Raw genomic sequence first — 23,791 nt, forward strand, 5'->3', positions numbered from 1 at the left:
CGTCAGTGGCTTTTTCTATCACATCAGATGCTGCTTTATCAGCTGCTTCAGGTGCTTTCTTCACATCATCGACAGCCTTATTAACAGCGTCAGTGGCTTTTTCCGCCGCATCAGATGCTGCTTTATCAGCTGCTTCAGGTGCTTTCTTCACATCATCGACAGCCTTATCAACAGCGTCAGTGGCTTTTTCCGCCGCATCAGATGCTGCTTTATCGGCTGCTTCAGGCGCTTTCTTAACATCATCAATTGCCTTATCAACAGCGTCAGTGGCTTTTTCCGCCGCATCAGATGCTGCTTTATCGGCTGCTTCAGGCGCTTTCTTAACATCATCAATTGCCTTATCAACAGCGTCAGTGGCTTTTTCCGCCGCATCAGATGCTGCTTTATCGGCTGCTTCAGGCGCTTTCTTAACATCATCAGTTGCCTTATCAACTGCATCAACTTTATCCGTATCATGTGCAGGATATTCGGAAGCCTTTCGTGCCGCACTTTGAACAAGTGAAGTAGAACAAGCTATGAAAACCCCCATATAAAAGAGTGTTTTCCAATTGATTTTACGATACATTCTTTTTTCCCCTTAAGAGCTTATTAAATAGTTGAAACAAACAATCTTCTTTTTAATGACTATTCATGTCATTCAACGTTGTCACAGCACGTCGATTTTGATTCCAACAGGAAATATCATCACATACTGCTACAGGTCTTTCTTTTCCGTAAGAAATTGTTTGAATCCGTTGTGCAGACACACCTAGAGACACCAAATAGTTTCGCACAGCAACAGCACGGCGCTGTCCAAGTGCCAAGTTATATTCACGTGTTCCCCTCTCATCAGCATGACCTTCGATCATAATAGAATAATAAGGATAATGAAGCAACCATTCTGCTTGGCGCGTTAAAATACGTTCCGCATCAGCATCAAGTGAAGAAGAATCGAGACCAAAAAACACGCGATCACCCACATTAACCGTAAATTCTTGTCCTGAACCTGGTGACATCTGATTCAAACCAGCATCATTCATATAAGCGCCATTCATACCGTTAAGTGCACCAACATTTTTTTTGCCACACCCACCCAAGCATAGTGAGAAAAGAAAGAGGATAGCTAAGGAATGAGAGATGGTTTTTTTGGTAGAGCGCATAGTCCGTTTCTCCTTGAATTTCGTAAAGAAGGGTCAATTCTTAAAAATATTTTTAAGAATAACCGTTAATTCCTAATGAAGACGAAATTTTTTCTGTTTTTTTTCGTCCTCATTTTTACTTTTAAGTCTCTGCCAATTTTTCTTCTCTTTGGCCATTCCTCTAACATTTCCATAAGAAATGTTTCCCTTATGCGTCATGGCTTTTTATGCATCATCTTGATCTTGATCTTGACGATTTTTTTGCAGCGCGTTCAGCTTTGCAAAAACTTTATCAGCGTCAAAAGTCTTATGCAGATTTTCTTCACTCTCATTTTCCTCTAGAGCAGCGTTTTCCGTCACAGAAGCGGGAAGCAACGACCTATCTTCTTCTGCAGCAACAGGGCGATTTTTCGCCGCACGCTGGAGCTCAAAATCTAAATCGATTTGCGAACACAAACCAAGCCCTACAGGATCAAGAGGAACCAAATTTGCACTATTCCAATGGGTTCTAAGGCGGATTTGTTCAATTGTCGCTTTTGTTGTCCCAATCAACCGTGCAATTTGTGCATCTTTCAACTCGGGATGGTTTGTAACCAACCATAGGATACCATTGGGACGATCTTGGCGTCGAGAAAGAGGGATATAGCGCGCCCCTTTACGTTTTTTTTCAGGAATATGCACCCTCGATTGAGAAATTTTCAATCGTGCGTTTTGATCAGCCTCCACCCGTGCAATTTCACTGCGCGTCAATTGCCCAGAACTAATCGGATCTAAACCTTTAATACCATAAGCCGCATCACCATCGGCAATAGCTTTTACTTCCAAGACATGCAATTTACAAAATTCTGCAATCTGATCAAAAGAAAGAGCTGTATTATCAACCAACCAAACAGCTGTTGCTTTGGGCATCAAAAGTTGCGTTGCCATTTTTATAAATCCTCTTCTGCGCCTCTTCTATGAGGCAGGTTACCGCCCACTCAAGAGCACTGGAACTTTTTTATATGTTTAGGTCTCTCCAACCACTCCTAAAACAAAGCGAGGCATGGAATAAACCATTTTGCTATGAGATTACATTCTGTTATAGCGTTATTTTTGCTCAACGACAAGAGATCTCTCTTGTAATGATCCTCAACTAAGGTGTCTTTACCTTTAAGATGAATTTTCTTATAAAGGGTTTATTCGATTATTTCACCTCATGCTGTGGCACATTTATTCTGGTGGGATGCGTGCTTTATCGCCTTAAATTCTAAAGAGTATCCAACTGGAAAGAAAGCCCTCAAATAGGAAGGAAAACTATGGCAGGCCATTCACAATTTAAAAATATTATGCACCGTAAAGGGCGTCAAGATGCAATGCGCTCGAAAATATTTTCTAAGCTTGCACGCGAAATTACCGTAGCAGCAAAACAAGGTGCTCCTGATCCAGCCATGAATCCACGTTTAAGGCTGGCTGTTCAAAATGCCAAAGCACAATCGATGCCGAAAGATAATATTGAACGCGCGATTAAAAAAGCGTCAGGCGCCGATGTCGAAAATTATGATGAAGTACGCTATGAGGGCTATGGACCAGGTGGCGTTGCCGTCATTGTTGAAGCTTTAACCGATAACCGCAACCGCACCGCTTCAAATGTGCGCGCCGCCTTCACAAAATCAGGAGGAGCCTTAGGGGAAACAGGATCGGTCAGTTTCATGTTTAATCGGATTGGTGAAATAATCTATAAGCCAGAAGCAGGGACAGCCGATAACATCATGGATGCAGCAATTGAAGCCGGTGCCGAAGATGTGCAATCAGAAGAAACCGGACATCATATTACCTGCGCATTTGAAGATATTGGTGAAGTTTCCAAAACACTTGAAGCAAAACTTGGTGAAGCAGAATCGATTAAAACGATTTGGAAAGCCACCACCCTTGCACCAATAGATGAAGAAAAAGCTTTGTCCGTTTTACGGCTGATTTCAACATTAGAAGAAGATGATGATGTGCAAAATGTTTATGCCAATTTTGATGTCAGTGATGAGATTTTGGCAAAATTGTCTGTATAATTCCCATCATTTGCATAAGCCCTCTCTTCATTCATGAGGGCTTCAAAAGCATCTGTTACCTCTCCTCTTTATCCGCACATATAAAAGCCCCGCGTCAATAGCGGGGAAAAGCTGTCAGTGCAACAAGAAAACCGCAATTAATTTCAGAAAACATAACCAAAAAAAAAGAAAGCATACAAAACTCTGTAGCCTCACGCCTTTCTTACATGCCCCAAAAATTATCCCTATATCCCCTCTCTATTTGATCTTTTTGTTCTTTAAGATGAACCTCCTCTCCGCTCTCAAGTGATGAAAATGATCTAGCCTCTAAACAATTGGGATTTTCCTAACGTATTCCTATGACGAATCACTCATAAAATTCACTTGAAACTTAAGGCTCAACAAACATGCACTCCCCTAAATATTCGCCACGCACTTAAAAACACTTAGAATATATCAAGGAGGTTTATACGTCCTATATCACCACACTTCAAAGGACAGTGTTTTTACAACATCACAGAATAAAAATAAGCAAATAGAAAGCCAGAGCTGATTGTTTAGCAAAGTATTGTACAAAAAGGCGGTACATCTCTCTAATCTGTTGCGGATAAATTTTTGACTTTATGGCATTAACTTTATGGCATCGTATATTTCTAAAATAACGTCATTTATCTTAAAAATCTGTCCTTTTGCTCTTACCAATCAATCAATATTCAGACCTAAAACAACCGCGTACTTGAATAAAACACATCAAAGAGCAACAGCCCCCCTGACAAGAGGACTCTTCACAAACAAAATCGAAGAGGAAGTTTAAAAAAATATATATAGCGACACTTTGAATAAAAAATTGAAATCTAGAGATCTCAGAATTTTCGACTCTATTTTTTCAAGGTACTGTTTTGAATTTTTTTAAGCATTTTCCCCCAAGGAAATTCCATTATCGATCAACAACCGTAGATGATAGATGAAACCTACATAACTCCCCATGCCCACTATAATCAATTCCTTCTTTTAAATAATTAAAAAACTATTGAGATTGTTTAAACTTGAGACTGTATTCCTTCTATATTCTGTTTTTAAGCATTTTGTTTTATTGTATATTGAGCAAAGGCGACCATGCTGGATCTGAAGCATCATTGGGAGTGGGTAATTGACGTTCATTGCGACCCGTAATATCAATCGTATAAATTTTTGGTCCCATACCGGGATTTTTGCGAAAGAACATCAGCACACGACCATTAGGGGCCCAAGTTGGTCCTTCATTGTGAAACCCCGTGGTTAAAATTCGTTCTCCTTGTCCATCAGGGCGCATAACACCGATAGAAAATTGTCCGTTTAATTGTTTTGTAAAGGCGATATAGTCACCCCGTGGAGACCAAATAGGTGTTGAATAACTCCCATCGTTTGAAGAAATACGCTGAATATCACTCCCATCCGCATTCATTTTATAGATTTGCGGCTTTCCACTACGATCTGAAGAAAAGACGATTTGTTTTCCATCCGGTGAATAAGAAGCAGAAGTATCAATAGCAGAAGTTGTTGTAAGTCGCGTCATCGTACGGGTTCGTAAATCCATGGTGTAAAGATTGGCACTCCCATCATTTTGTAACAAACTCATGATAACTTTTTGTCCATCAGAAGAAAAACGTGGAGCAATTGTCATGTTATTAAACGTTCCGATCAACTCTCTTTGCCCCATTTCAATTTGTTGGAGATAAACATGAGGTACTTGATTGTCCTCATAAGCCATATAGGTCATTTCTTGTCTTTTTGGGGAAAAACGCGGTGTAAGCACCAATTCACTTCCATCAGACATATAAATCAAATTTGCGCCATCTTGATCCATCATTGCTAAGCGTTTAATGCGTGCATTTTGGGGTCCTGTTTCATCGATAAAAACAATTCGTGTATCAAAATAACCACTTTCTCCTGTCATCTCACTATAGATCTCATCTGCGATCATATGTGCCACACGCCGCCAACGTTCTGTCGCGGTATAAAAACGCCGTCCTTTCAATTGTCTTTGTCCAAAAACATCCCATAAACGAAAATCGACCCTCAAACGTCCATCGATTTCTCTCATGACTTGCCCAGTAACTAAACCTTGCGCTTTTATTTTCTGCCAAGAAGCAAAATGCGGTTGTTTATTAGGATTAGAAATGTTTTCAAAAAAATTTGCTTTATCAAGCGGTAAAAAAAGCCCCGACCGTTCAAGATCGGCTGTCACCACAGCAGATATTTTCAACCCAATCGAATCATTGGAAATAAAGTCTGTAATTGCAATGGGAATGGGATTAAAATCAGCGCTCGAAATAGTTCCTTTCAATTGCGCATAACCCGATGAATTACTTGAAAGCCACAACCCACAAGTGACAATAAACCAAGCAAAAACTTTATGTCTCGTTATAGTCATCATGGAATGTGTCCTTTCGTTAAGCGCTTTTTTCTCGTTTATCATCTTATTTCTTGGAGGGGATCAACATTAAAGTCAAAACCTTGCCCCCATAGATCATATTGATCACGTGGGAGATCTGCATAAGGTTGGCATGAAAAGACAGCAGCGTACACCTGCCTTATCATAATAGCTTGTTGACTCTCAAGGCCGCTTACGGGATCAATGATAGGATCACCCACAACCATCCCTTCACGGTCTAAGTAAAATCGCAACCGCACAACCGGACGGTTTTTTAAATCGCCGCCAAGCGCCACAAGTTTAAGCTTCTGTTGAATACATCCCCCCGCAATATTGACCAATGTTTGTGCCATTTTTGTGGTATCATTAATATTTTTTCTTGCACCCAAAGCTTCTGGTGTATGAGAACGTTTTGCCCCCCCTCCTTGTGACCGCGCACGATTAAGCAAATTATTTTCCTCCAGAGCTAAAATATCTTCAATGGTCTGTTTCTCTTGGTTTTTCTTGTTAAGCTTTGGCGTCTTTTGATTCAATGCAGCCTCATTCTTCCTTGGAGATTTTTCGTCAAACTTTGGTTTAAACTGTGGAAGAAGAGATTTTTCTGGAAGTACAATTTTGGGCGCTTGATGAACAATCTGCTCTGCTGGTACTTTTGGGACCGTTGGAGCCAATTCTTTTGGCGATATCATCTCTTCGTTTTTGTGCGCAGGCTTGAGCGCAACCTTAGAGGCATCTTCCGGCACTCTCAAAGGCATCTCAGGTGCAACCTTGGGCGCATCCTCTGGTGCCTCCAAAGGCATCTCAGGTGCAACCTTGGGCGCATCCTCCGGTGCCTCCAAAGGCATCTCAGGCGCAACCTTGGGCGCATCCTCTGGTGCCTCCAAAGGCATCTCAGGCGCAACCTTGGGCGCATCCTCTGGTGCCTCCAAAGGCATCTCAGGTGCAACCTTGGGCGCATCCTCTGTTTTTGCTTCTAATAATTCTGGTTTTGTAAGTTCTGGTGCAAATGTTTCTGATGTGTTCTCGCTTGATGGTGGCGATGCTGTTTCAACGGGACGCGGCTTTTCCTTTGGTTGAAATGGTGCAAGACTATCTATTTGTCCCTCTCCAATATGGCGTGCATCTTCTTTCTCTTGTGGCTGCATAGTTGGTTTTATGGCAGGGACAGCACGGATAGGAGCCTTCACGGCTCCTTGTTGAGAAGAAAACTCGTCCACTAAAGGAGCAAGAGTAATGGGAATTGCTTCCAATGGTTGTGGTAAAGAGACAGAGCTTGTAAACTGAATGGCTCCCCAACTGAGAAAAATGACATGGACCACAAGGGATAAAGCCAAGCCTCGTTTCATACTATGATAGGAGTCTTTGTTCATTCTTTATGCCTTATTTATGCCTTACATTTTTTCATTTTTAATCACTCTATGCTCTTTTTAAAAAAAAATTAAAAACAACCGGTTATGCGCAATTTTATTACTTATTATTTATTGTGCTAGACTTGCTAACGCAACTTGAGAAAACCCCGCTTTTTGAATATCCGCCAGCAATTTTAATACCTGCTGATATTCAACAGTTTTAGCAACCCGCACAAAAACCCGTTGATCTTTTTGTGTAGCATCTACTTCCAGAAGAGTTTTCAGGTGTGCAATCAGGGCCTGTGACGTTTCATAATAATCTTGATTAATGGCAAAGCGCCCTTGCGCGTCAAGTGAAACCGTAAGGGGTGTTTTTTGAGCTCGTACGGGACCCGCTTGACTACGAGGCAAATCTAGAGGAATACCGTTCACTAAAAGGGGAGCAGAGACCATAAAAATAATCAACAAGACCAGCATGACATCCACAAAAGGAGTGATATTGATCTCACTCATCAGTTGGCTTCGTGAATGATGCCGCCTACGTGTATTTTTGCGAGAAGAAGAAGCAACAGAAACGCCCATGGATAAGCTCCTTTTTATAAAGAGGAAGGTGCTGTGCGTGTTTCATCAATACGCCGCGATACAATTGTTGAAAATTCATCGGCAAAATTTTCTATTTGTGCAATGATGCGCGCACTTTCATGAGTCAACTTGTTATAAGCAATAACGGCTGGAATTGCTGCAAACAAACCAATAGCGGTTGCCAAAAGCGCTTCTGCAATCCCCGGCGCGACAATGGCAAGTGATGTATTTTGAGAAGCTGAAATAGAAAGAAAAGACTCCATAATACCAATAACTGTTCCAAAAAGTCCGATAAAGGGTCCCGCGGATCCCAGTGTCGCAAGAAAACTTAATTTTGATTCTATTTTTTCACTTTCACGTCCCAGCGTCAAATCCATAGCCTTATCAATTCTGCTCTGCAAACTTTTCGATGTATGGGTCCCTTTTTCAAGAGATTTTTTCCATTCAACCATTGCTGCTATAAAAACTGCGGATATACTATTGGTACGTTGACTTTTGCATGATGCATAAAGATCTTCTAGCGCTTTGCCGGACCAAAATGTACGTTCAAACTGCTTTATTTCACGCCGTATTCTCCGATACGTAAAAATTTTATCAAAAATAATTGCCCAACTCCAGATGGAAGCGAGCAGCAACCCAATCATAACACCTTTCACGATCCAACTCGCTTGCATAAACAAATGCAACATTCCAATTGTTTCCGGATTTGTTAGTTCACCATGCGGCATAATTTTTGTCCCTCTAAATGAAAGGTGTATTTTTAAAAGTTTTATAAAACAGATTATTTTATAGTTTCTAAATTTAAGTAAAAACTCTAGTCTCACATAAATCCATGCGCTAAAACAAGACTTGTTTCTTAAATTTCCTTAAAAAGTGATGACGAGAGACATCCCTCAATGCAGGCCCCTCCTCATTTCACAACAGCATTTATGAAAAATATAACGATAAGAACTTCTCCATAAATACTATAAAAATAAAAGATATAAAAATGCATAATATAAAATCTATTATGCACCACCATCTTTACGCTTATGATAAAGAACGCTAAACCATCATACGCGTTTTAAGCTTAAAATGCTGCAATAAGTCTTAGCACTTGAAAAGATTCATAAGAAGCATTTTATTCCTTTCTTAAGTGTTTTTGTACCCACTCATCAACCCCGCTTGTGATATGTAAGAAAATGTTTTTAATTAATTCGCAGCAATAGAGCTTGAAAAGAAAAAATCTTACAAGTTTCAGAATTATCTAAAAATTGCAACGCAGTGAATTATCATTATAAATAAATATGTTATCATCATGAAAAATTATGCTTTGCCTCAGGCTATTGTTTCTCTCATTCTTTAATAAGATCACACCATCGGGCAAAAAAACGACACTAAACCACCCTACCATACCTCACGACAATGCGCCTCCCCCATGCACCCCTACAAGTCCTATATAATCTAGTGTAAGTCTCATGTAATCTCATTGTGTTGTGAATTTGCCTCTTTCAATGCCTATCATCTCTCTGGCACTATGGTATAACGTAAAAGCTTCTGTGATATGAAAAAAGCCTTTTCACGTCTTTACTTCATGAAAACCAGCTTCTTCGCTCTCTTTGCTCACTTGCGATATTTGATCGTTATTGCATTGAGAATGATACATAAGGAACATTTTTACAATTTTTTCAATGATTTATATTGCTCTCTTATGATGTGTAAGCAAATGATTTTAATTGTTTCAACATGAACAGATTTGAAATGCAAAGTATTTTATTCCTCTATTAGGGTTTGTACCCGTGAGAAGTGATAATTTATCTTTCTCAGTCAATATATTATATAATAATATGCTTTTGAAACTTTAAATCAAGAATGCATTTCTGCTTTGTATACATTGATCTCTCACTCATTTACTACGCTTAGAAGCGCACATAAAGTGATGCATTATAGATAGAAATGGATGAAACACGTGCTCTTGTGATGCCAAATGACAGTCCAATAAAAAAACAAATCAAATTGCTTAAAAACACCCTTTGGGTGTTTTGAGACAATTTTCGACCTAATGGCTTATTATCACTTTATTGCAATATTGCGCTGGGTATGTGCATTTTTATAAAAACAAATCTTAATCCATTTTTTATTTATTTTTTTTTGTACTTTTCGCTGTTTTCCGATGCCAACAAACCTTTCTTCAAAAGAAAGAAAATATCTTGAGTTTATAGCAGAAAATGGATGAGGCGACATTGTTTTTGAATCATAACATGGATGAGGCGTGTTTAATTTTGTGAAATATCATCTTCAATTTATTGTAGTGTTGTAGCAGAGCTGTTTTCTTTTGCTGTATCGTGTAACCTTGTTGGAAAACATTTAGGCTATGATAAATGTATAGTTTTAGATTGTAGATTACTTTATATCTGCCGATCTCTCCTAAAGCTGCTGGTTCAATGAATAATACTTTTAACCAAGAATTTTTGCAAAAAGTTCTTTGGGTAAACGTCGCGGTTTTGCCTCCTCATTAATCAGAGCAATTTCAACTTTGGCTGTTACCAACGTGGTCATCTCATGCAAAATAGATTGCTCCATAAAAAAGCGTGCCCCTTGGATATGAGTAACACGTGTTTTAACGACTAAAAGATTATCAATTTTAGCTGGTCTTGAAAAATTAATTTCCATATGACGAACAACAAAAAACAGTTTTTCTCCCTCAACCCCTGCTGCTAACATCTTATTATTAAAACCGGCATCTCGTAAAAACTCTGAACGTCCTCGTTCAAAAAACTCAAGATAACGCGCATGATAAACCACACCGGAAAAATCTGTATCAGCAACATAAACGCGGACCTGAAAATTATGAAAAGCGTTTGTATGATTGCTCTTAAAAGGTGTTATTTCTGTCATCGACTTCATGCCCCATAAAATCATCTAATATAGCTAATATAGCAAATTGTTTATCAATCAAAAGATTGAACACATTTTTGTGTTGAAGTTGTGGAAAGCAAAAGCAAAAAACCCTCAATAGTGCCAAACTTTTTCGACCAGAATATGTTAAAGGAAGCACGTCTCTTGTATTTTATGACCTTGCTATAAAATGTTCAAATAGTTTCTTTTAATGAAGAAATGCCTTAGTCATCTTCCCCATCCCATAAAGACGTCTGAAGTAATGAATTGTCTTGAGCATCAGAAAGTTGAGAACGCCTTTGTATAGACGTTGTAGAGGCTGGAGCAGAAAGCCCTAAATGGCTCCAAGCCTTTTCAGTTAGAATGCGTCCACGAGCGGTTCTTTGAATAAAACCTTGTTGGAGCAAATACGGTTCAACAATATCTTCAATGGCATCGCGTGGTTCTGATAAAGCAGCAGCAATCGTTTCAATCCCCACCGGTCCCCCTAAAAAAGTTTCCGCAATCAGAAGCAAGTAGCGACGGTCAAGCGAATCAAGACCAAGATGATCGACCTCAAGGCGCGAAAGCGCTTCATCGGCGATTTTTTGGTCAATTTGTTTTGCTTGTTTAACCAAAGCAAAATCACAAACGCGCCGTAAAAGCCGTCCGGCAATACGAGGGGTCCCCCGTGCTCGGCGTGCAATTTCATGGGCACCATCATCACTAATCTTGACGGCAAAAAGCCGCGCATTACGCTGCACAATATATTCCAATTCTTCTATCGTATAAAAATTGAGACGAATTGGGATGCCAAAACGGTCTCTCAGCGGTGTGGTCAAAAGCCCCAAACGTGTGGTTGCCGCTACCAAAGTAAATTTAGCCAGATCAATTTTCACCGAGCGTGCGGCCGGCCCCTCCCCAATGATCAAATCAAGTTGATAATCTTCCATGGCTGGATAAAGAATTTCCTCAATCGCCGGATTTAAGCGATGAATTTCATCAATAAACAAGACATCACGTTCTTCAAGATTGGTCAAGAGAGCGGCTAAATCTCCTGCTTTAGCGATGACCGGCCCTGAAGTAGAGCGAAAATTAACGCCTAATTCTTTTGCCATAATCTGTGAAAGCGTTGTTTTTCCCAACCCCGGTGGTCCTACAAACAAAACGTGATCCAGCGCTTCTTGCCGCGTTTTTGCTGCTTCAATAAATATTTTTAAATTAGCCCGTGCCGCTTCTTGACCAATAAAGTCATCGAGAACTTGTGGTCTTAAGGAACGATCTGGATCGTTAGGAAGGGAGGCGGAACCCAGAAGGCGTTTATCTTCATCTTTATGCATTGTTACCTTGATTTTAAGTAGGAGAAGAAAGCAATTTGAGACTATGGCGGATCAGCAGGGCAGAAGAAACAGTTTCCCCCTCAAGAGCGTTCATCGCAAGAGCAAGAGCACGGGATGCATGCTCCCGTTCAAACCCTAGCTTCATCAACGCGGAAAGCGCATCATGCGCAGGTTGATTGGTCATCTCACGCTGAGAAACCGAAACAGTCTTGAGCGCTTGTTCAAAGGGGAGTGTTTTACTTTTCAACTCACCCACAATTCTTTCACTGACTTTTTTACCAACGCCCGGCGCTCGACTAATCATCGCAACATCGTTTAAGGCAATAGCCTGTGCAAGTTCATCTGGCGATAAAGTACCCAAGATTGCCAAAGCAACCTTTGCCCCTACTCCAGGAACATTTTGTAGAAGACAAAACCACTCCTGTTCAGCTCTTGTAGCAAAACCAAAAAGGCGGATTGCGTCTTCCCGAACATGCGTTTCAATAAAAAGGCTTAATGCCTCCCCAACAGAGGGTAAAGAAGGACGCAGCCGATTTGACACAAAAACAACATAACCCACACCGTGCACATCAAGAAGGATATGATCATCAAAGATATGTTCAAGAGTGCCCTTTAATTTGCCAATCATGTTGCCACCCCACTCATATCGCCTTCCTTGCCTGATAAGATAGGTCAATACTGTTACGGTGCATACTATGACAAAGAGCAAGAGCAAGAGCATCAGCCGCATCACTGCTATCAAATTCAGCCCGTGGGAGGAGAACTTTGACCATCATATGGATTTGTTCTTTAGCCCCATGTCCAACACCAATAACCGATTTTTTCACTTTGTTGGGCGCATATTCAAAAACAGGAAGATTTGCTTGCGCAGGAACCAGCAGTGCAATTGCACGTGCTTGCCCAAGTTTTAAAGTTGCTGTAGCATCTTTATTGACAAACACATGTTCTACAGCGGCTTCATGGGGCATAAATTGATGCACAACCTCTGAAAGACCTTTGTGGATCTGACATAGTCTGGAAGCCAGCTCACACTTTACATCAGAAGAAACCGTCCCTGCTGCAATAAACTGAAGACGATTACCCGCAACATCGATAACGCCCCACCCTGTACGCCGTAATCCGGGATCAATGCCTATAATACGAATCGTCTCTGCCATAAACTACAGTCTATACACTTTTCCCCCCTGTGAATAAAGATGTGAATAAAGACAAGACCACAAAGAAAACAGCAGTACAAGACAAAACCAGTAAAAAGATAATCATCCCCCCAAATTTATACAATTATAACACGCAACGAACAGCATCTTTATGAAGCATAACTGAAATCAATCAAAACCATTCACACATCACAAGCAAGCACCTTATCAAGCACCCTCTAAAGCATAAAATTTCCCTTTCTATATCATATCCAATGCCATAACGGTTAAACATCGCAAGTGAGCAAATAGATCAGTGCTGGATTGCACATTCATAATGTGTAAAGAGGCTATGCAATGGATGCTACACACTTTGCGAAAACTTTTTACATTATAGCATGACGCTACCATAACACGACAACACGTTGATTTATAAAGATAATTAATTATTTTGTATGTTGCATAAGAATCCCGAATATCCTAAGATTTTCTCATTACAAATCTGTTTATATTGAAGCAATCAAAACCATTCTCTTACATATGAAACGTGGGATTGCCGTATAGAGTGAAACTGTACAAGAAAGGACTAAAAATAATGCTTCTAATGAATTGTCTCAAGTTCCAAAGGCTGCCGCAACATTGGGGACTGGCAAAGATGATGATAGTGCCGGCTTTCTCCTTTGCAAGCATAAAGATGAGAGAGGCTCAACGGATATGAATAAGAACTAAGAGATATTTTTGAATATACTCATCACACCACAATGACATTGCGTAGAGAGGGACATTTCATAGAGAGGAACATGCATAGGGGCACAAGGAACCCATGGGACATTCATTATATGGCACTATATGGCACTATATGGCATTTTATTTTGGATATTTTATTTTACGCGAAGGAAAATACCTTCCATTCAAAACAAAAGACGCCCAAAAACTGTAACAATGTGTATCATCCTCATTAACACACACTTTACAGCAGCTTTATAGGCATAAATTATAGAGCATAAATAAATTGATGTACAAGCCCCTACTCTATCTTAGAGCCAGATCATTATCATAACCAAAACAAAATCACACGATAGATCAACAGAAAGTGTTCCAGCTGCAATCAACCAAAGCCGATTTCCCACAAAACCAACCATACTCCATCCCATGCCATAATTTACAATCAATACCTATACCCTTCAGCTATAAGCTCAAGATATTTCCTACGCTCAAATAGAAATTAGGCAGAAAAAAGCACTCTAGATTAGTTTTAGTTGTGAAATTTCGGTTGTAAAAAAAAATGGGTATACTGCTCTAAATATCGCAAGAAAGAAGCAAGGAGCTATTATTCTCAGCACGCCCAAAAGCTGTTTTGAGTAATTCGATTTGTTTTCCCACTAGATTATCATCGTTCAAGATAAAGCCGCCGCTTATTGACCAAAGTGCTTAAACTACAGCAGCATCTCTAAATGAAAAAAATGCACGCTTCTAAACGCAATGAATGAGAAACAAATTGGCGAAAAACTTCTGGCAATTCATGCCAATGAGGGGTCTCAAGTTCTAATGCTCGGTGTATGAAGTGACACTTTTACAATGTCTTTTTTATTTGTTCTGATGACATTTCCCCTTCGCACAAAGCAAGGGAGTACCTCTAAGAACGCCCAAAAGCTGTTTTCAGTAATTCGATTTGTTTTCCCACTAGATTATCATCGTTCAAGATAAAGCCGCCGCTTATTGACCAAAGTGCTTAAACTATAGCAGCATCTCTAAATGAAAAAAATGCACGCTTCTAAACGCAATGAATGAGAAACAAATTGGCGAAAAACTTCTGGAAATTCATGCCAATGAGGGGTTTCAAGTTCCAATGCTCAGTGTATGAAGTGACACTTTTACAATTTCTTTTTTATTTGTTCTGATGACATTTCCCCTTCGCACAAAGCAAGGGAGTACCTCTAAGAACGCCCAAAAGCTGTTTTGAGCAATTCGATTTGTTTTCCCACTGGATTATCATCTTCTAGAGCACAGGAGGCCGCAGTTTCCCACCCAGCACGCATATAGGTTATCCGCGCTTCTAAACGCAATGAATGAGAAACAAATTGGCGAAAAATTTCTGGCAATTCATGCCAATGCGGGGTTTCAAGTTCCAATGTCGGTGTATGAAGTGACACTTTTACAATTTCTTTTTTTATTTGTTCTGATGACATTTCCCCTTCACGCTCTGCGCGAAGAAGAAGGAGTTGAGAAGCGATTTGCATAAGTCGTGTACTTAAATACATAGCCTCTTTTGCATAGATTGCAGAAACCTCTGCCGAAAGAGAGCGTGCTACTAATTTCCCTTCTGAGTCAATATACGCTGCGGTTTTTTCAATCAGCGCCATTGTTTCTTCATAGAGACGATTAAAAGCATTTTCAAAAGCATTATGCTCAATCATGATAATAGGTTCATCATATGGACGTTTATGTACACTCACGCTTTTATACTCCAAGTATCAGCACAAAATTATACCACTCAACGAACAGAGTATTAAAAAGTTTCTTTTGTTGCTGTATAGAACGCTTTTTTTAAAACTGCTACCTCTTTTAATTTTTTTGCGCAACGCACTTTTTATACTAAGGTTAACGTGCCCAACAAACACTATAGGAATGTTTTTTATAAACGGATCATTTTCCTTGAAAATGACCACTGCCAAGATTGCCGTTTTTCACAATAATAAGCGACTCCAAATTGCAAAGCAATACCCGTTATTATTAAGAGGGTATCGGAAAAAAACGTTTCTGTCATCACTGTTTTTATAATTTGTCCAAACATCGCAAAAATGGTTCCCGTTACAAAGACCGGTAAACTATGTTTTCCTAAAATTGCTAAAGGATGTTTCTGAGAGACATAAAACCATTTATTGATGCACGGCAAAGAAAGAATGAGAAAGGCTAATGCAAGAACATGGAGTAAACGTGGCAAGCTTAAAAAGGTTTTATTAAAGTTCAACAAGGGGGAAGACCAGCCAAGCCACCCCAAAATGCCCCACCAGTTTAAGCGAACCCATAACAGCGCCAACAAGAGATACGCTGCCGCACAAACAATCCAAAAAGACTGAAAAGCGATTTTTTTTCCTTGTTTAAGCGCTAAAGTACTGGTCAATCCTATGACAAATAAGAATTGCCAAGACAAAGGATTTAAAAACCACTTTCCCTTTAAAGGATAAGAAGGAGGAGCAATTTTATAAAATCCGCAGATAAGATACAGTGTAAAGGAGCCCAAAAGCAGCCATTTTGTCTGCTTACAACTCAAATAAAGGATAAAAGGCGCAAAAAACATCAAAACGATATAAAGAGGAAGAATATTATTATATCCCAATTGATGCCCAAAGCTTAAGGTACTCAAAAATGCGATACCAGGCTCTTTAAAAAAGAGTCCCACATTGTTCATCGATAAAAGTTTTTCTGTTTTCCATAATAAAAAGGCAGCAAAAAAAAGACTTAACGTGACAAAAGTAGTAAAAAGATATGCACCATAGAGCTGCAGAGCTCTGTACCAAAGTTTTCGGATAATAAAAGCAAAGGATTTTTGCTGTAACCGTCCATGAAAGCTTAACCCAAGAGCAATCCCTGAAAGCAAAACAAACACTTCTGCACAATCAGAAAAACCGAAATTTCTATGAGTAAAAGACTCATAGATCGTTCTGGGAATATGGTTGATGAAAATCGTCAATAAGGCTAAAGAACGAAAAACATCAATACGTGTATCACGGCGAAAAGGTTGAGTATTATGCTCAAGAATACCTTGGTATTTCATCAGTGGACTCCCACACGTCACACCCCCCTTGAAGTCCCATAAAAATGGTGCTTACCCTTATTGCCAACAAGCATGAACAGGATGAAATTTTAATTTTTAAGTGTCAAGTTTCATTTTAAGCGTTTATTTTTTAAAAGGCAAAAGTTTTTTAAAGGCAAAAGAACGAAAAGCGTCCATACGTGTATCACAACAAAAAGGCAACATATTATGCTTTAAAACACTTTCATTTCTCATAAGCAGGCTCCCACACACCCACAAATCCTTTAAATTACGTGAAAATGGTGGTCACTTTTATCACAAATAAGCATAATAGAATGAAACTTTAATTTTTAAGCATTATTTTTTCTAAGAAACAGGGATTTGACATGACACAACAAAAAAATAAACCAATTGATCCACCTCTTTTCCCTCAGTTGATTTTAACACTTGATGTTCGGCGCAACACCCCACACACATTTTTGCAGCAAATTTTGCAAACAAAGTCTTTTGCATGCGTCATCCTCTATGATTCTGAAAAGTTGAAAGATGATAGCTCTTTTTTACAACAACAAGCGCAAACTTACGCAGAAGATATTCAACATCATAACGCAGCCCTTCTCATCGCTGATGACAGCCGCATTGCTGGGCGCATAAAGGCTGATGGATTGCACATAGAAGATGATCTTAACGCTCTTGAAAGCTTCAAAAATCAGCAAAAGGAACAAAAAATCATAGGCTTTGGCAATCTACGCAATCGCCATAGTGCTATGCTTGCAGCGGAAACAGGTGTTGATTACCTGTTCTTTGGAAAACTCGGTGCTGATAAAAAACCCCAAGCACACCCCCGCAATCTCCAGTTAGCAACATGGTGGGCAGAAATTATGCAAACCCCCGCCATTATCCAAGCAGGAAGCGATTTTTCAACCTTTGATGAAGTCTTAAAGACTGGATGTGAATTCATTGCTGTAGAAGAAGTCATTTTGGGGAACGACAACCCCTTAATACTGCTTAAAACAATGCAAGAAAAATGTGAGAAAACCCCCTTGTAATATAGGAGGAGAATTTATAAATAAAGCGTTAACTTTCGTGCTTCTTATATAGAGCACATAACGCCATATACAAATAGGAGAAAAATTCGTTTCGTTCATTCACAATTCAATCAGATCGCTTTATCACGCAGTAAAATTTCCCATCATTTAGTCAAGTTTTCCCACGTTTCAATCAATTGAATGGAAGGTGACCGTCTCTTTTTGTGCATTGTATAAGAAAATGAAATCATAAAGCTATTTAAATTCAAATAGTTATAAAAATAAATCAACATTTTATATTAATAACCAGCGATATTGAAAGAATATAAACAGTGAAATATAGCGGCACCTTCGAAGACCTTAAAGATATAGTTAAAACAGCTGGATATAAAATCATAGAAACTAAGTTTCTATCACTTAATTCTTCTAAAGGATATCAGATCAAAACCTCCGAAGGAGGCGTTATTAATTGGTATGAAAGCACAGGAACAATCAACGTTCAAGGCAAAGAATCCGCTGTGACAAATCTAGAAAAAGCTTTGGTTAAACACATACAAGAAACATCAACGAATCCTTCTCCAAAGACTGCTTCCAATACCTTAGAATCTTCTCCTAAAAAAATTTTTATCGTTCATGGTCATGACCGTACTGCCCTAAAGCAACTTACATCTATTCTTAATGATTTTAATCTTGAACCATACATTTTACAAAATACTGGCGGGAATGGCTTAACCATCATTGAAGCTTTAGAAAAAGGAATCTGTAGCGATTTCATAAAATTTGGTATTGTGCTGCTTACTCCCGATGATATAGGCTATGCCAAATCTGCCGGCAAAAAAGCAGCACAACCCCGTGCACGACAAAACGTTATTTTCGAAATGGGTATGTTAGCTGCCGCGCTTCCTCTTGAGAGGATTGCTATTCTACAAAAAGAAGGCATTGAAATACTTTCAGATGTTAATGGAGTTTACTACCTTTCTTTTAAAGAACACGTAAAAGAAACATTTCCCAAACTTATTAAGCGCTTAAAAGAAGCTGATTTCTCTTTTAATACAGATACAATTACTCATGCATTAAATTAAATTTGAATAATGCTTATGTTTATTTTTTAAAGCGCACACCCAAAATCACAAGGCACTCCACCACATTCCACAGACACACATCCTATAGCACAGAGAAACGATCACCCCCCACTCTTATTCAAACAGCAAGCGATTGTGCAAATTTTAATGAAGAGACCGCGCGTGAATTCATTACCGTGGAAGAAATCATTTTAGTCTCTTTGATAAACGCGGGGCTGTTGTCATGATTTTGGTAATTGTTCCAGAAAGGTTTAAGAGGCAGCCTCTCATTAGATTAAAGAAAAATAGGAAATTCACGTCGGGCATGTACTACAGCTACAATTTCGATTTGATGTGCAGCTACTCGATACAATATAAGGTAATTTGGATGCGCTACAATTTCTCGTAATCCTAATACCTTCTCACTCTGTCTGTATAAATATGGATGTTCAGCCAATGGCAGTACGGATGCTTCCAAAAACCTTTTCATTCGGCGGCGCGCGCAGCAGATGGATTTTCGCGAGCAATATAGGTAACATCTGACGCAAATCGTCACGTGCCGAAGACAACCAAACAACCGGAAGCATCACTTGTCCTGTTCAGCTTCAAGCTGACTGATTATAACTTCCATTTCAGCCATAACCTCATCATGCGGAATAGGAGGATATGGATTTGCAAGACTGCTCGCTACCTTATCGCGCAGCCATGCAGTGTAGCTGCTTTCCTGTTCAACGGTTTTGAACTCTGAAATTAGCGGAGAAAGGGTGGTCTTCATAATATATGTCCTTTCTATTCCTGAATATTGGAGATAATTACTCTTGTCTATGTTGTCAATATTAGCGAATTGAAAATGTTTAACTTTTAAGCGTCCAAAGTTCTTTTGATCTTAAAACTTAAGGCTTTTTAACCCTCTCAAAAAACACGAGGGCTAATGTCATGATTTTGACAATCATTCCAGAGAGATTTAAGAAGCGGATAGCCTCTCATAAAAAAACAAATTTTGTAAGTAAAAAACTATTTTTATTGTAAATTTCCTGAAATTACTTTATGAATTAAAAGATGTTTTGGTCGCATACGCAACGACCAAAAGGGGCCTTGAAAACCCTAAGTTCTAGCGTAAAGATGAGCCCACTTTGTGGGTATCCCGGAATTCCGGGAGTTTTTGCTATGTCCAGGTGCTTTAAGCACTAAAAGCAAAAAGGCTGACTAGAACTCAGTATTTTCAAGCTCCCGGAATACTCATGCGAGGGCGCTCGCGACCGGCGGGGGGCTTTAAAATGCGAACCAAAGATCTTGATAATGATATTTTCATTGGCAAAAAAATTCGTTTGAGACGAAAAATGCTAAAAATGTCTCAAACAACTTTAGGGCACGCTTTAGGCGTAAGCTTCCAACAAATTCAAAAATATGAAAACGGCTTAAATCGTGTCAGCGCAGGGCGATTAAAGAAAATTTCCGATATCTTGAATGTTCCACTTTCCTTTTTTTATGCCGATATCTTAACAAAACAGCAGTCCCCATACCACCATGATGAAATCGCATCAAGCACAGAGGAATACCTGCTGCTCAAAAGATTTAGAATTCTAACAACGGTAAAAAAGAAAGCCTTTTTACAGCTGATCTCTGATGAGAATGCAAGCTAACATAACGCGATAGTGTGTGCTATTCAAAGTCCCCTTTGTGAACACTTTATTGCTTGAATGCAAAACATGCCAACTCCCTGTTTTAAGAAGCGACACGTTAAGAGACACTATTTTAATTTTTATTGTAAATTTCCTAAAATTACTTTATTAATTAAAAGATGTTTTGGTCGCATACGCAACGACCAAGAGGGTCTTGAAAGCCCGAAAATCTAAACATGAATTTACCCCACTTTGTGGGTATCCCGGAATTCCGGGAGTTTTTGCTATGTCCAGGTGCTTTAAGCACTAAAAGCAAAAAAAGCTGATTAGATTTCAGTACTTTCAAGCTCCCGGAATACTCATGCGAGGGCGCTCGCAACCGGCGGGGAAAAATGCAATCTCAAAATCTTAATATTGATCTTTTTATTGGCAAAAAAATTCGTTTGAGACGAAAAATGCTAAAAATGTCTCAAACAACTTTAGGACACGCTTTAGGTGTCACTTTCCAACAAATTCAAAAATATGAAAACGGCTTAAATCGTGTCAGCGCAGGGCGTTTAATGGAAATTTCTGATATTTTGAATGTTCCCATTGCCTTTTTTTATGCCGATATCTTAACAAAACAGCAGTCCCCATACCACCATGATGAAATCGCATCAAGCACAGAGGAATACCTGCTGCTCAAAAGATTTAGAGTTCTAACAACGGTAAAAAAGAAAGCCTTTTTACAACTGATCTCTGATGAGAATGCAAGCTAACATCACACGGATAGCGTGCGCTATTCATAAGCATTCATACGTATTTTTAAAAGCAACCTCCATTGTAAGCATTTTTTCATTTTAGGGGGATAAGCCATTGATATAATAGAAGATAAGCATCTTTACATACGATAACCCCTCATCATTATTATTTTTAACAGGACTGTATTATTTTTAACAGAACTGTTTTAAACAGTCTGTCTCTCGTCGACATTTATGCTACTTTTTTAACTTACCCAACCCTACCTTGAACCAAGACGAAAAACTGAGAGATAAAAAGTAATATAGAAATGAAATTCTTATACGGCTTGTAATGATGAAAAAAAAATGTGAAAATTCTGATCGGTAATGAGGAGAAAACACCATGATCAAGAGAAGCGTGAAGCTGCTTATCTTAGGCGTGATTGGGCTTGCAAGTTCTGCTGTAATTTCAGCGGGAAACACTGAAGAAATCTCAAATTCTGAAAGCTCTTTCAATACGATTCAAGAAGCTTCAAACACTCAAGAACCCTTTCAGCCCTTAAAAGCTGGAGACTATGACCAAGCCTATGACTATTACATCCAAGGTTATTATTTAAAAGCTTTTCGTGAAGCACTCCGACGTGCTGAAAAAAATGATCCTTTTGCACAAACTCTTCTTGCCCGAATTTATATGGAAGGATGTGCTGTTCCTATTGACGGTGCGCGTGCTGCTTTATGGTTTGAACGCGCTGCAAAACAGGGGGAACCCCAAGCACAACTACGCTATGGACTTATGTTGTTTGATGGTAACTTTATAAAACAAAATCAAGGACTTGGTGAGCAATTCATTCAAAAAGCTGTCAAAGCAGGCGTCAAGGAAGCCTATTTTTATTATGGACAACTGCTTCTTTATAAAGCCTCACAGGAAAAACAAGCTCTCCCTGGTGTTTCTTCCCAAAGTCGTGAAAATGAAGCAATAGAGCAAGCCTTAAAATGGTACTTAAAAGGTGCTGCTCTTGGCGATGCTGATGCTGCTTTTTCTGCTGCAAAAATTCTTTCCTTAGGCACATTAAAACGACCAAAGGATGATCGCAATGCCCGCAAGCTCATGGAGGTAGCGGCTCAAAACAACCACTTAAAAGCTCAACTTCATTTAGCACAATGGCTTGTACAGGGGCGTGGAGGAGAAACAGATTTTCAGCGTGCTTTTCATTTACTTCAAAGAAATGCTATCAACATGGTAGCACCAGCACAGATTTCCCTTGCAAGGCTTTATCGAGATGGCACAGGAACAAAAGGCGATATAATAATGGCAGCGGCATGGTATACGCTCGCAAAGGAGGCAAAAATGCAAGCCCCTGATCTTGAAATAATGCTCCAAGGCATGGATAAGGCACAACTAGAAAAAGCGCACAAAGAAGCAATAAAGCTCCTTCCTGTTTTTTAAAATACTCCTCTCTGCATCAAAAAGATAAAATTTATAGAAATTCCGAGAGATTTTGCTCTGTCCAGGTGCTTTAAGCACTAAAAGCAAAATGCTGATTCGGACTCAGTGTTTTTAACTCCCGGAATACCAACGCGAGGGCGCTCGCAACCGGCGGGGGCTTTAAAATGCGAGCCAGAAATCTTGATAACGACATTTTCATTGGTAAAGAAAACGCACTGGTATCATTTGCTTAACAAACAATACCCAATAAGCAAAAGAGCTAGGCTATCCCGAAAATTCCGAAAGCTCTATTTTTTCATTCTTTTTGCTTAGATGAAAAACACGCCGTCTCTTATAAAAAAGCTATTTTTTATTGTAAATTTCCTAAAATTACTTTATGACTTGAAAAGTGTCTTGGTCGCATATGCAACGACCAATAGGGATCTAAAAACCCGAAAACTCAAACATGAATTGACCCCGCTTTGCGGGGATTCCGGGAGATTTTGCTATGTCCAAGTGCTTTCAGCACTAAAAGCAAAATGCTGATTTGAGTTCAGTGTTTTTAGACTCCCGGAATACCAACGCGAGGGCGCTCGCAACCGGCGGGGGCTTTAAAATGCGAGCCAGAAATCTTGATAACGACATTTTCATTGGCAAAAAAATTCGTTTGAGACGAAAAATGCTAAAAATGTCTCAAAAAGCATTAGGTCAACATTTAGGTGCCACTTTCCAACAAATCCAGAAATATGAAAACGGATTAAATCGTGTCAGCGCAGGGCGTTTAAAAGAAATGGCCGATATCTCCAATGTTCTACTTTCCTTTTTCTATGCTGATATCTTAACAAAACAACAGCCCCCGTACTCTCATGATGAAATCGCATCAAGTACAGAAAAATACCTGCTTCTCAAAAAATTTAGAGTCCTAACCTCGATAAAACAAAGAGCCATTTTACAATTACTCTCTGATCAAAATGAAAGCTAACATCATACGATAACACACACCACGCTCTATCCCATGAGACACTCATAATAAACTCCGTATGCACATATTCTTAATTAAAAACACCTCATGGTTTTAGGGAACTTATATCATTACCATCAATTATATCATTGCCATCAATGATGATATTTTACGACACAACGGGATAAATTTCCCCAAAATCTAAAAAATTTTTGTGCAAATTTTTAAAAAGCTTGCGTCTGAGCGCTTTTTATGGTCTTGCAAAGAACTGAAAAGCAAAAATACATAAAGGTCCTTTTTTACTTAAGCTTTTCTCTTTGCAAAAAGCAGGAGAAAGCCCATAAAGAGCACACAGGACCATGAGAGAGCCGCAAGGTTAATCAAAGGGATTTTAGCCCGAAA

22 protein-coding genes and 2 pseudogenes are annotated in these 23,791 nt (G+C 39.2%); 7 read left to right on the forward strand and 17 right to left on the reverse strand.

What is annotated here, in order from left to right:
- The 3 genes and pseudogenes from ACFILU_RS07255 to ACFILU_RS07265 all read right to left on the reverse strand — a co-directional run.
- A pseudogene (locus ACFILU_RS07255) lies at window positions 1–565 on the reverse strand (tol-pal system protein); the annotation flags it as partial.
- Between the two features lie 52 nt (window positions 566–617).
- Window positions 618–1,139 carry a peptidoglycan-associated lipoprotein Pal gene (gene pal / locus ACFILU_RS07260; protein ID WP_273790460.1) on the reverse strand — a complete coding sequence of 174 codons (522 nt, stop codon included), beginning with the start codon at window positions 1,137–1,139 and terminating at the stop codon, window positions 618–620.
- Window positions 1,140–1,343: 204 nt separating this feature from the next.
- A complete protein-coding gene (locus tag ACFILU_RS07265; protein ID WP_375610271.1) occupies window positions 1,344–2,045 on the reverse strand; it encodes a DUF1013 domain-containing protein in 702 nt (233 codons plus the stop codon).
- A gap of 368 nt (window positions 2,046–2,413) precedes the next feature.
- On the opposite strand from ACFILU_RS07265, the gene ACFILU_RS07270 reads away from it, so the two are divergent.
- Window positions 2,414–3,160 carry a YebC/PmpR family DNA-binding transcriptional regulator gene (locus ACFILU_RS07270; protein WP_254492472.1) on the forward strand — a complete coding sequence of 249 codons (747 nt, stop codon included), beginning with the start codon at window positions 2,414–2,416 and terminating at the stop codon, window positions 3,158–3,160.
- A gap of 1,069 nt (window positions 3,161–4,229) precedes the next feature.
- Here the strand turns inward: ACFILU_RS07270 and tolB are convergent.
- The 12 genes and pseudogenes from tolB to ACFILU_RS07330 form a co-directional block, all read right to left on the reverse strand.
- Complete coding sequence (tolB, locus tag ACFILU_RS07275; RefSeq protein ID WP_375630936.1) at window positions 4,230–5,555, reverse strand: Tol-Pal system beta propeller repeat protein TolB; 1,326 nt, start codon at window positions 5,553–5,555, stop codon at window positions 4,230–4,232.
- Between the two features lie 38 nt (window positions 5,556–5,593).
- Complete coding sequence (locus tag ACFILU_RS07280; protein ID WP_375675425.1) at window positions 5,594–6,922, reverse strand: cell envelope biogenesis protein TolA; 1,329 nt, start codon at window positions 6,920–6,922, stop codon at window positions 5,594–5,596.
- 108 nt (window positions 6,923–7,030) lie between these two features.
- The gene (gene tolR / locus ACFILU_RS07285) at window positions 7,031–7,483 is read right to left on the reverse strand and encodes a protein TolR (protein ID WP_375675427.1); all 453 of its coding nucleotides are present in this window, start codon (window positions 7,481–7,483) and stop codon (window positions 7,031–7,033) included.
- Window positions 7,484–7,497: 14 nt separating this feature from the next.
- Complete coding sequence (gene tolQ / locus ACFILU_RS07290) at window positions 7,498–8,211, reverse strand: protein TolQ (protein WP_273790464.1); 714 nt, start codon at window positions 8,209–8,211, stop codon at window positions 7,498–7,500.
- Window positions 8,212–9,919: 1,708 nt separating this feature from the next.
- Window positions 9,920–10,360 carry a tol-pal system-associated acyl-CoA thioesterase gene (gene ybgC, locus ACFILU_RS07295; RefSeq protein WP_273790465.1) on the reverse strand — a complete coding sequence of 147 codons (441 nt, stop codon included), beginning with the start codon at window positions 10,358–10,360 and terminating at the stop codon, window positions 9,920–9,922.
- Between the two features lie 224 nt (window positions 10,361–10,584).
- Window positions 10,585–11,679: a Holliday junction branch migration DNA helicase RuvB gene (gene ruvB / locus ACFILU_RS07300; protein ID WP_375675429.1), complete on the reverse strand. Its 1,095-nt coding sequence runs from the start codon at window positions 11,677–11,679 to the stop codon at window positions 10,585–10,587.
- 13 nt (window positions 11,680–11,692) lie between these two features.
- Window positions 11,693–12,307 (reverse strand): Holliday junction branch migration protein RuvA, encoded by a 615-nt coding sequence (ruvA, locus tag ACFILU_RS07305; protein WP_273790467.1) that lies wholly within the window; start codon window positions 12,305–12,307, stop codon window positions 11,693–11,695.
- Window positions 12,308–12,320: 13 nt separating this feature from the next.
- Window positions 12,321–12,836, reverse strand: a complete 516-nt coding sequence (ruvC, locus tag ACFILU_RS07310; protein WP_273790468.1) for a crossover junction endodeoxyribonuclease RuvC — start codon at window positions 12,834–12,836, stop codon at window positions 12,321–12,323.
- Between the two features lie 1,016 nt (window positions 12,837–13,852).
- Window positions 13,853–13,987, reverse strand: coding sequence for a hypothetical protein (locus ACFILU_RS07315; RefSeq protein WP_273790469.1), 135 nt, complete (start codon window positions 13,985–13,987; stop codon window positions 13,853–13,855).
- A gap of 127 nt (window positions 13,988–14,114) precedes the next feature.
- Window positions 14,115–14,430, reverse strand: a pseudogene (locus ACFILU_RS07320) (hypothetical protein); the annotation flags it as partial.
- A gap of 322 nt (window positions 14,431–14,752) precedes the next feature.
- Window positions 14,753–15,271, reverse strand: coding sequence for a DUF1465 family protein (locus tag ACFILU_RS07325; protein WP_375649927.1), 519 nt, complete (start codon window positions 15,269–15,271; stop codon window positions 14,753–14,755).
- Window positions 15,272–15,450: 179 nt separating this feature from the next.
- Window positions 15,451–16,593, reverse strand: coding sequence for an OpgC family protein (locus tag ACFILU_RS07330; RefSeq protein WP_375630931.1), 1,143 nt, complete (start codon window positions 16,591–16,593; stop codon window positions 15,451–15,453).
- A gap of 365 nt (window positions 16,594–16,958) precedes the next feature.
- Between ACFILU_RS07330 and ACFILU_RS07335 the strand changes: the two genes are divergently transcribed.
- Together ACFILU_RS07335 and ACFILU_RS07340 are read left to right on the forward strand one after the other, a co-directional pair.
- Window positions 16,959–17,621 (forward strand): thiamine phosphate synthase, encoded by a 663-nt coding sequence (locus tag ACFILU_RS07335; protein WP_375675430.1) that lies wholly within the window; start codon window positions 16,959–16,961, stop codon window positions 17,619–17,621.
- Between the two features lie 311 nt (window positions 17,622–17,932).
- A complete protein-coding gene (locus ACFILU_RS07340) occupies window positions 17,933–18,682 on the forward strand; it encodes a TIR domain-containing protein (protein WP_375675432.1) in 750 nt (249 codons plus the stop codon).
- Window positions 18,683–18,956: 274 nt separating this feature from the next.
- Here the strand turns inward: ACFILU_RS07340 and ACFILU_RS07345 are convergent, their stop codons facing one another.
- A complete protein-coding gene (locus ACFILU_RS07345) occupies window positions 18,957–19,217 on the reverse strand; it encodes a type II toxin-antitoxin system RelE/ParE family toxin (RefSeq protein ID WP_375675433.1) in 261 nt (86 codons plus the stop codon).
- 30 nt (window positions 19,218–19,247) lie between these two features.
- Complete coding sequence (locus tag ACFILU_RS07350; RefSeq protein ID WP_375675435.1) at window positions 19,248–19,436, reverse strand: antitoxin; 189 nt, start codon at window positions 19,434–19,436, stop codon at window positions 19,248–19,250.
- A gap of 466 nt (window positions 19,437–19,902) precedes the next feature.
- Between ACFILU_RS07350 and ACFILU_RS07355 the strand changes: the two genes are divergently transcribed.
- From ACFILU_RS07355 to ACFILU_RS07370, 4 genes are all read left to right on the forward strand, one after another.
- Window positions 19,903–20,304, forward strand: coding sequence for a helix-turn-helix domain-containing protein (locus ACFILU_RS07355; protein ID WP_375675437.1), 402 nt, complete (start codon window positions 19,903–19,905; stop codon window positions 20,302–20,304).
- 371 nt (window positions 20,305–20,675) lie between these two features.
- Window positions 20,676–21,041, forward strand: a complete 366-nt coding sequence (locus tag ACFILU_RS07360) for a helix-turn-helix domain-containing protein (protein ID WP_375675439.1) — start codon at window positions 20,676–20,678, stop codon at window positions 21,039–21,041.
- Window positions 21,042–21,405: 364 nt separating this feature from the next.
- On the forward strand, window positions 21,406–22,449 hold the full coding sequence (locus ACFILU_RS07365) for a tetratricopeptide repeat protein (protein ID WP_375675440.1): 1,044 nt from the start codon (window positions 21,406–21,408) through the stop codon (window positions 22,447–22,449).
- A gap of 595 nt (window positions 22,450–23,044) precedes the next feature.
- Window positions 23,045–23,410, forward strand: coding sequence for a helix-turn-helix domain-containing protein (locus ACFILU_RS07370; protein WP_375675442.1), 366 nt, complete (start codon window positions 23,045–23,047; stop codon window positions 23,408–23,410).
- Window positions 23,411–23,791 lie beyond the last annotated feature (381 nt).

Origin of the sequence: Bartonella sp. CL100XZDX (assembly GCF_042195375.1) — a bacterium.
Taxonomy (GTDB): domain Bacteria; phylum Pseudomonadota; class Alphaproteobacteria; order Rhizobiales; family Rhizobiaceae; genus Bartonella.

Coding starts and splice junctions, on each gene's coding strand:
- pal (WP_273790460.1), bottom strand. CDS start 1,139: ATGCGCTCTACCAAAAAAACCATCTCTCATTCCTTAGCTATCCTCTTT.
- ACFILU_RS07265 (WP_375610271.1), bottom strand. CDS start 2,045: ATGGCAACGCAACTTTTGATGCCCAAAGCAACAGCTGTTTGGTTGGTT.
- ACFILU_RS07270 (WP_254492472.1), top strand. CDS start 2,414: ATGGCAGGCCATTCACAATTTAAAAATATTATGCACCGTAAAGGGCGT.
- tolB (WP_375630936.1), bottom strand. CDS start 5,555: ATGATGACTATAACGAGACATAAAGTTTTTGCTTGGTTTATTGTCACT.
- ACFILU_RS07280 (WP_375675425.1), bottom strand. CDS start 6,922: ATGAACAAAGACTCCTATCATAGTATGAAACGAGGCTTGGCTTTATCC.
- tolR (WP_375675427.1), bottom strand. CDS start 7,483: ATGGGCGTTTCTGTTGCTTCTTCTTCTCGCAAAAATACACGTAGGCGG.
- tolQ (WP_273790464.1), bottom strand. CDS start 8,211: ATGCCGCATGGTGAACTAACAAATCCGGAAACAATTGGAATGTTGCAT.
- ybgC (WP_273790465.1), bottom strand. CDS start 10,360: ATGACAGAAATAACACCTTTTAAGAGCAATCATACAAACGCTTTTCAT.
- ruvB (WP_375675429.1), bottom strand. CDS start 11,679: ATGCATAAAGATGAAGATAAACGCCTTCTGGGTTCCGCCTCCCTTCCT.
- ruvA (WP_273790467.1), bottom strand. CDS start 12,307: ATGATTGGCAAATTAAAGGGCACTCTTGAACATATCTTTGATGATCAT.
- ruvC (WP_273790468.1), bottom strand. CDS start 12,836: ATGGCAGAGACGATTCGTATTATAGGCATTGATCCCGGATTACGGCGT.
- ACFILU_RS07330 (WP_375630931.1), bottom strand. CDS start 16,593: ATGAAATACCAAGGTATTCTTGAGCATAATACTCAACCTTTTCGCCGT.
- ACFILU_RS07335 (WP_375675430.1), top strand. CDS start 16,959: ATGACACAACAAAAAAATAAACCAATTGATCCACCTCTTTTCCCTCAG.
- ACFILU_RS07350 (WP_375675435.1), bottom strand. CDS start 19,436: ATGAAGACCACCCTTTCTCCGCTAATTTCAGAGTTCAAAACCGTTGAA.
- ACFILU_RS07355 (WP_375675437.1), top strand. CDS start 19,903: ATGCGAGGGCGCTCGCGACCGGCGGGGGGCTTTAAAATGCGAACCAAA.
- ACFILU_RS07360 (WP_375675439.1), top strand. CDS start 20,676: ATGCAATCTCAAAATCTTAATATTGATCTTTTTATTGGCAAAAAAATT.
- ACFILU_RS07365 (WP_375675440.1), top strand. CDS start 21,406: ATGATCAAGAGAAGCGTGAAGCTGCTTATCTTAGGCGTGATTGGGCTT.
- ACFILU_RS07370 (WP_375675442.1), top strand. CDS start 23,045: ATGCGAGCCAGAAATCTTGATAACGACATTTTCATTGGCAAAAAAATT.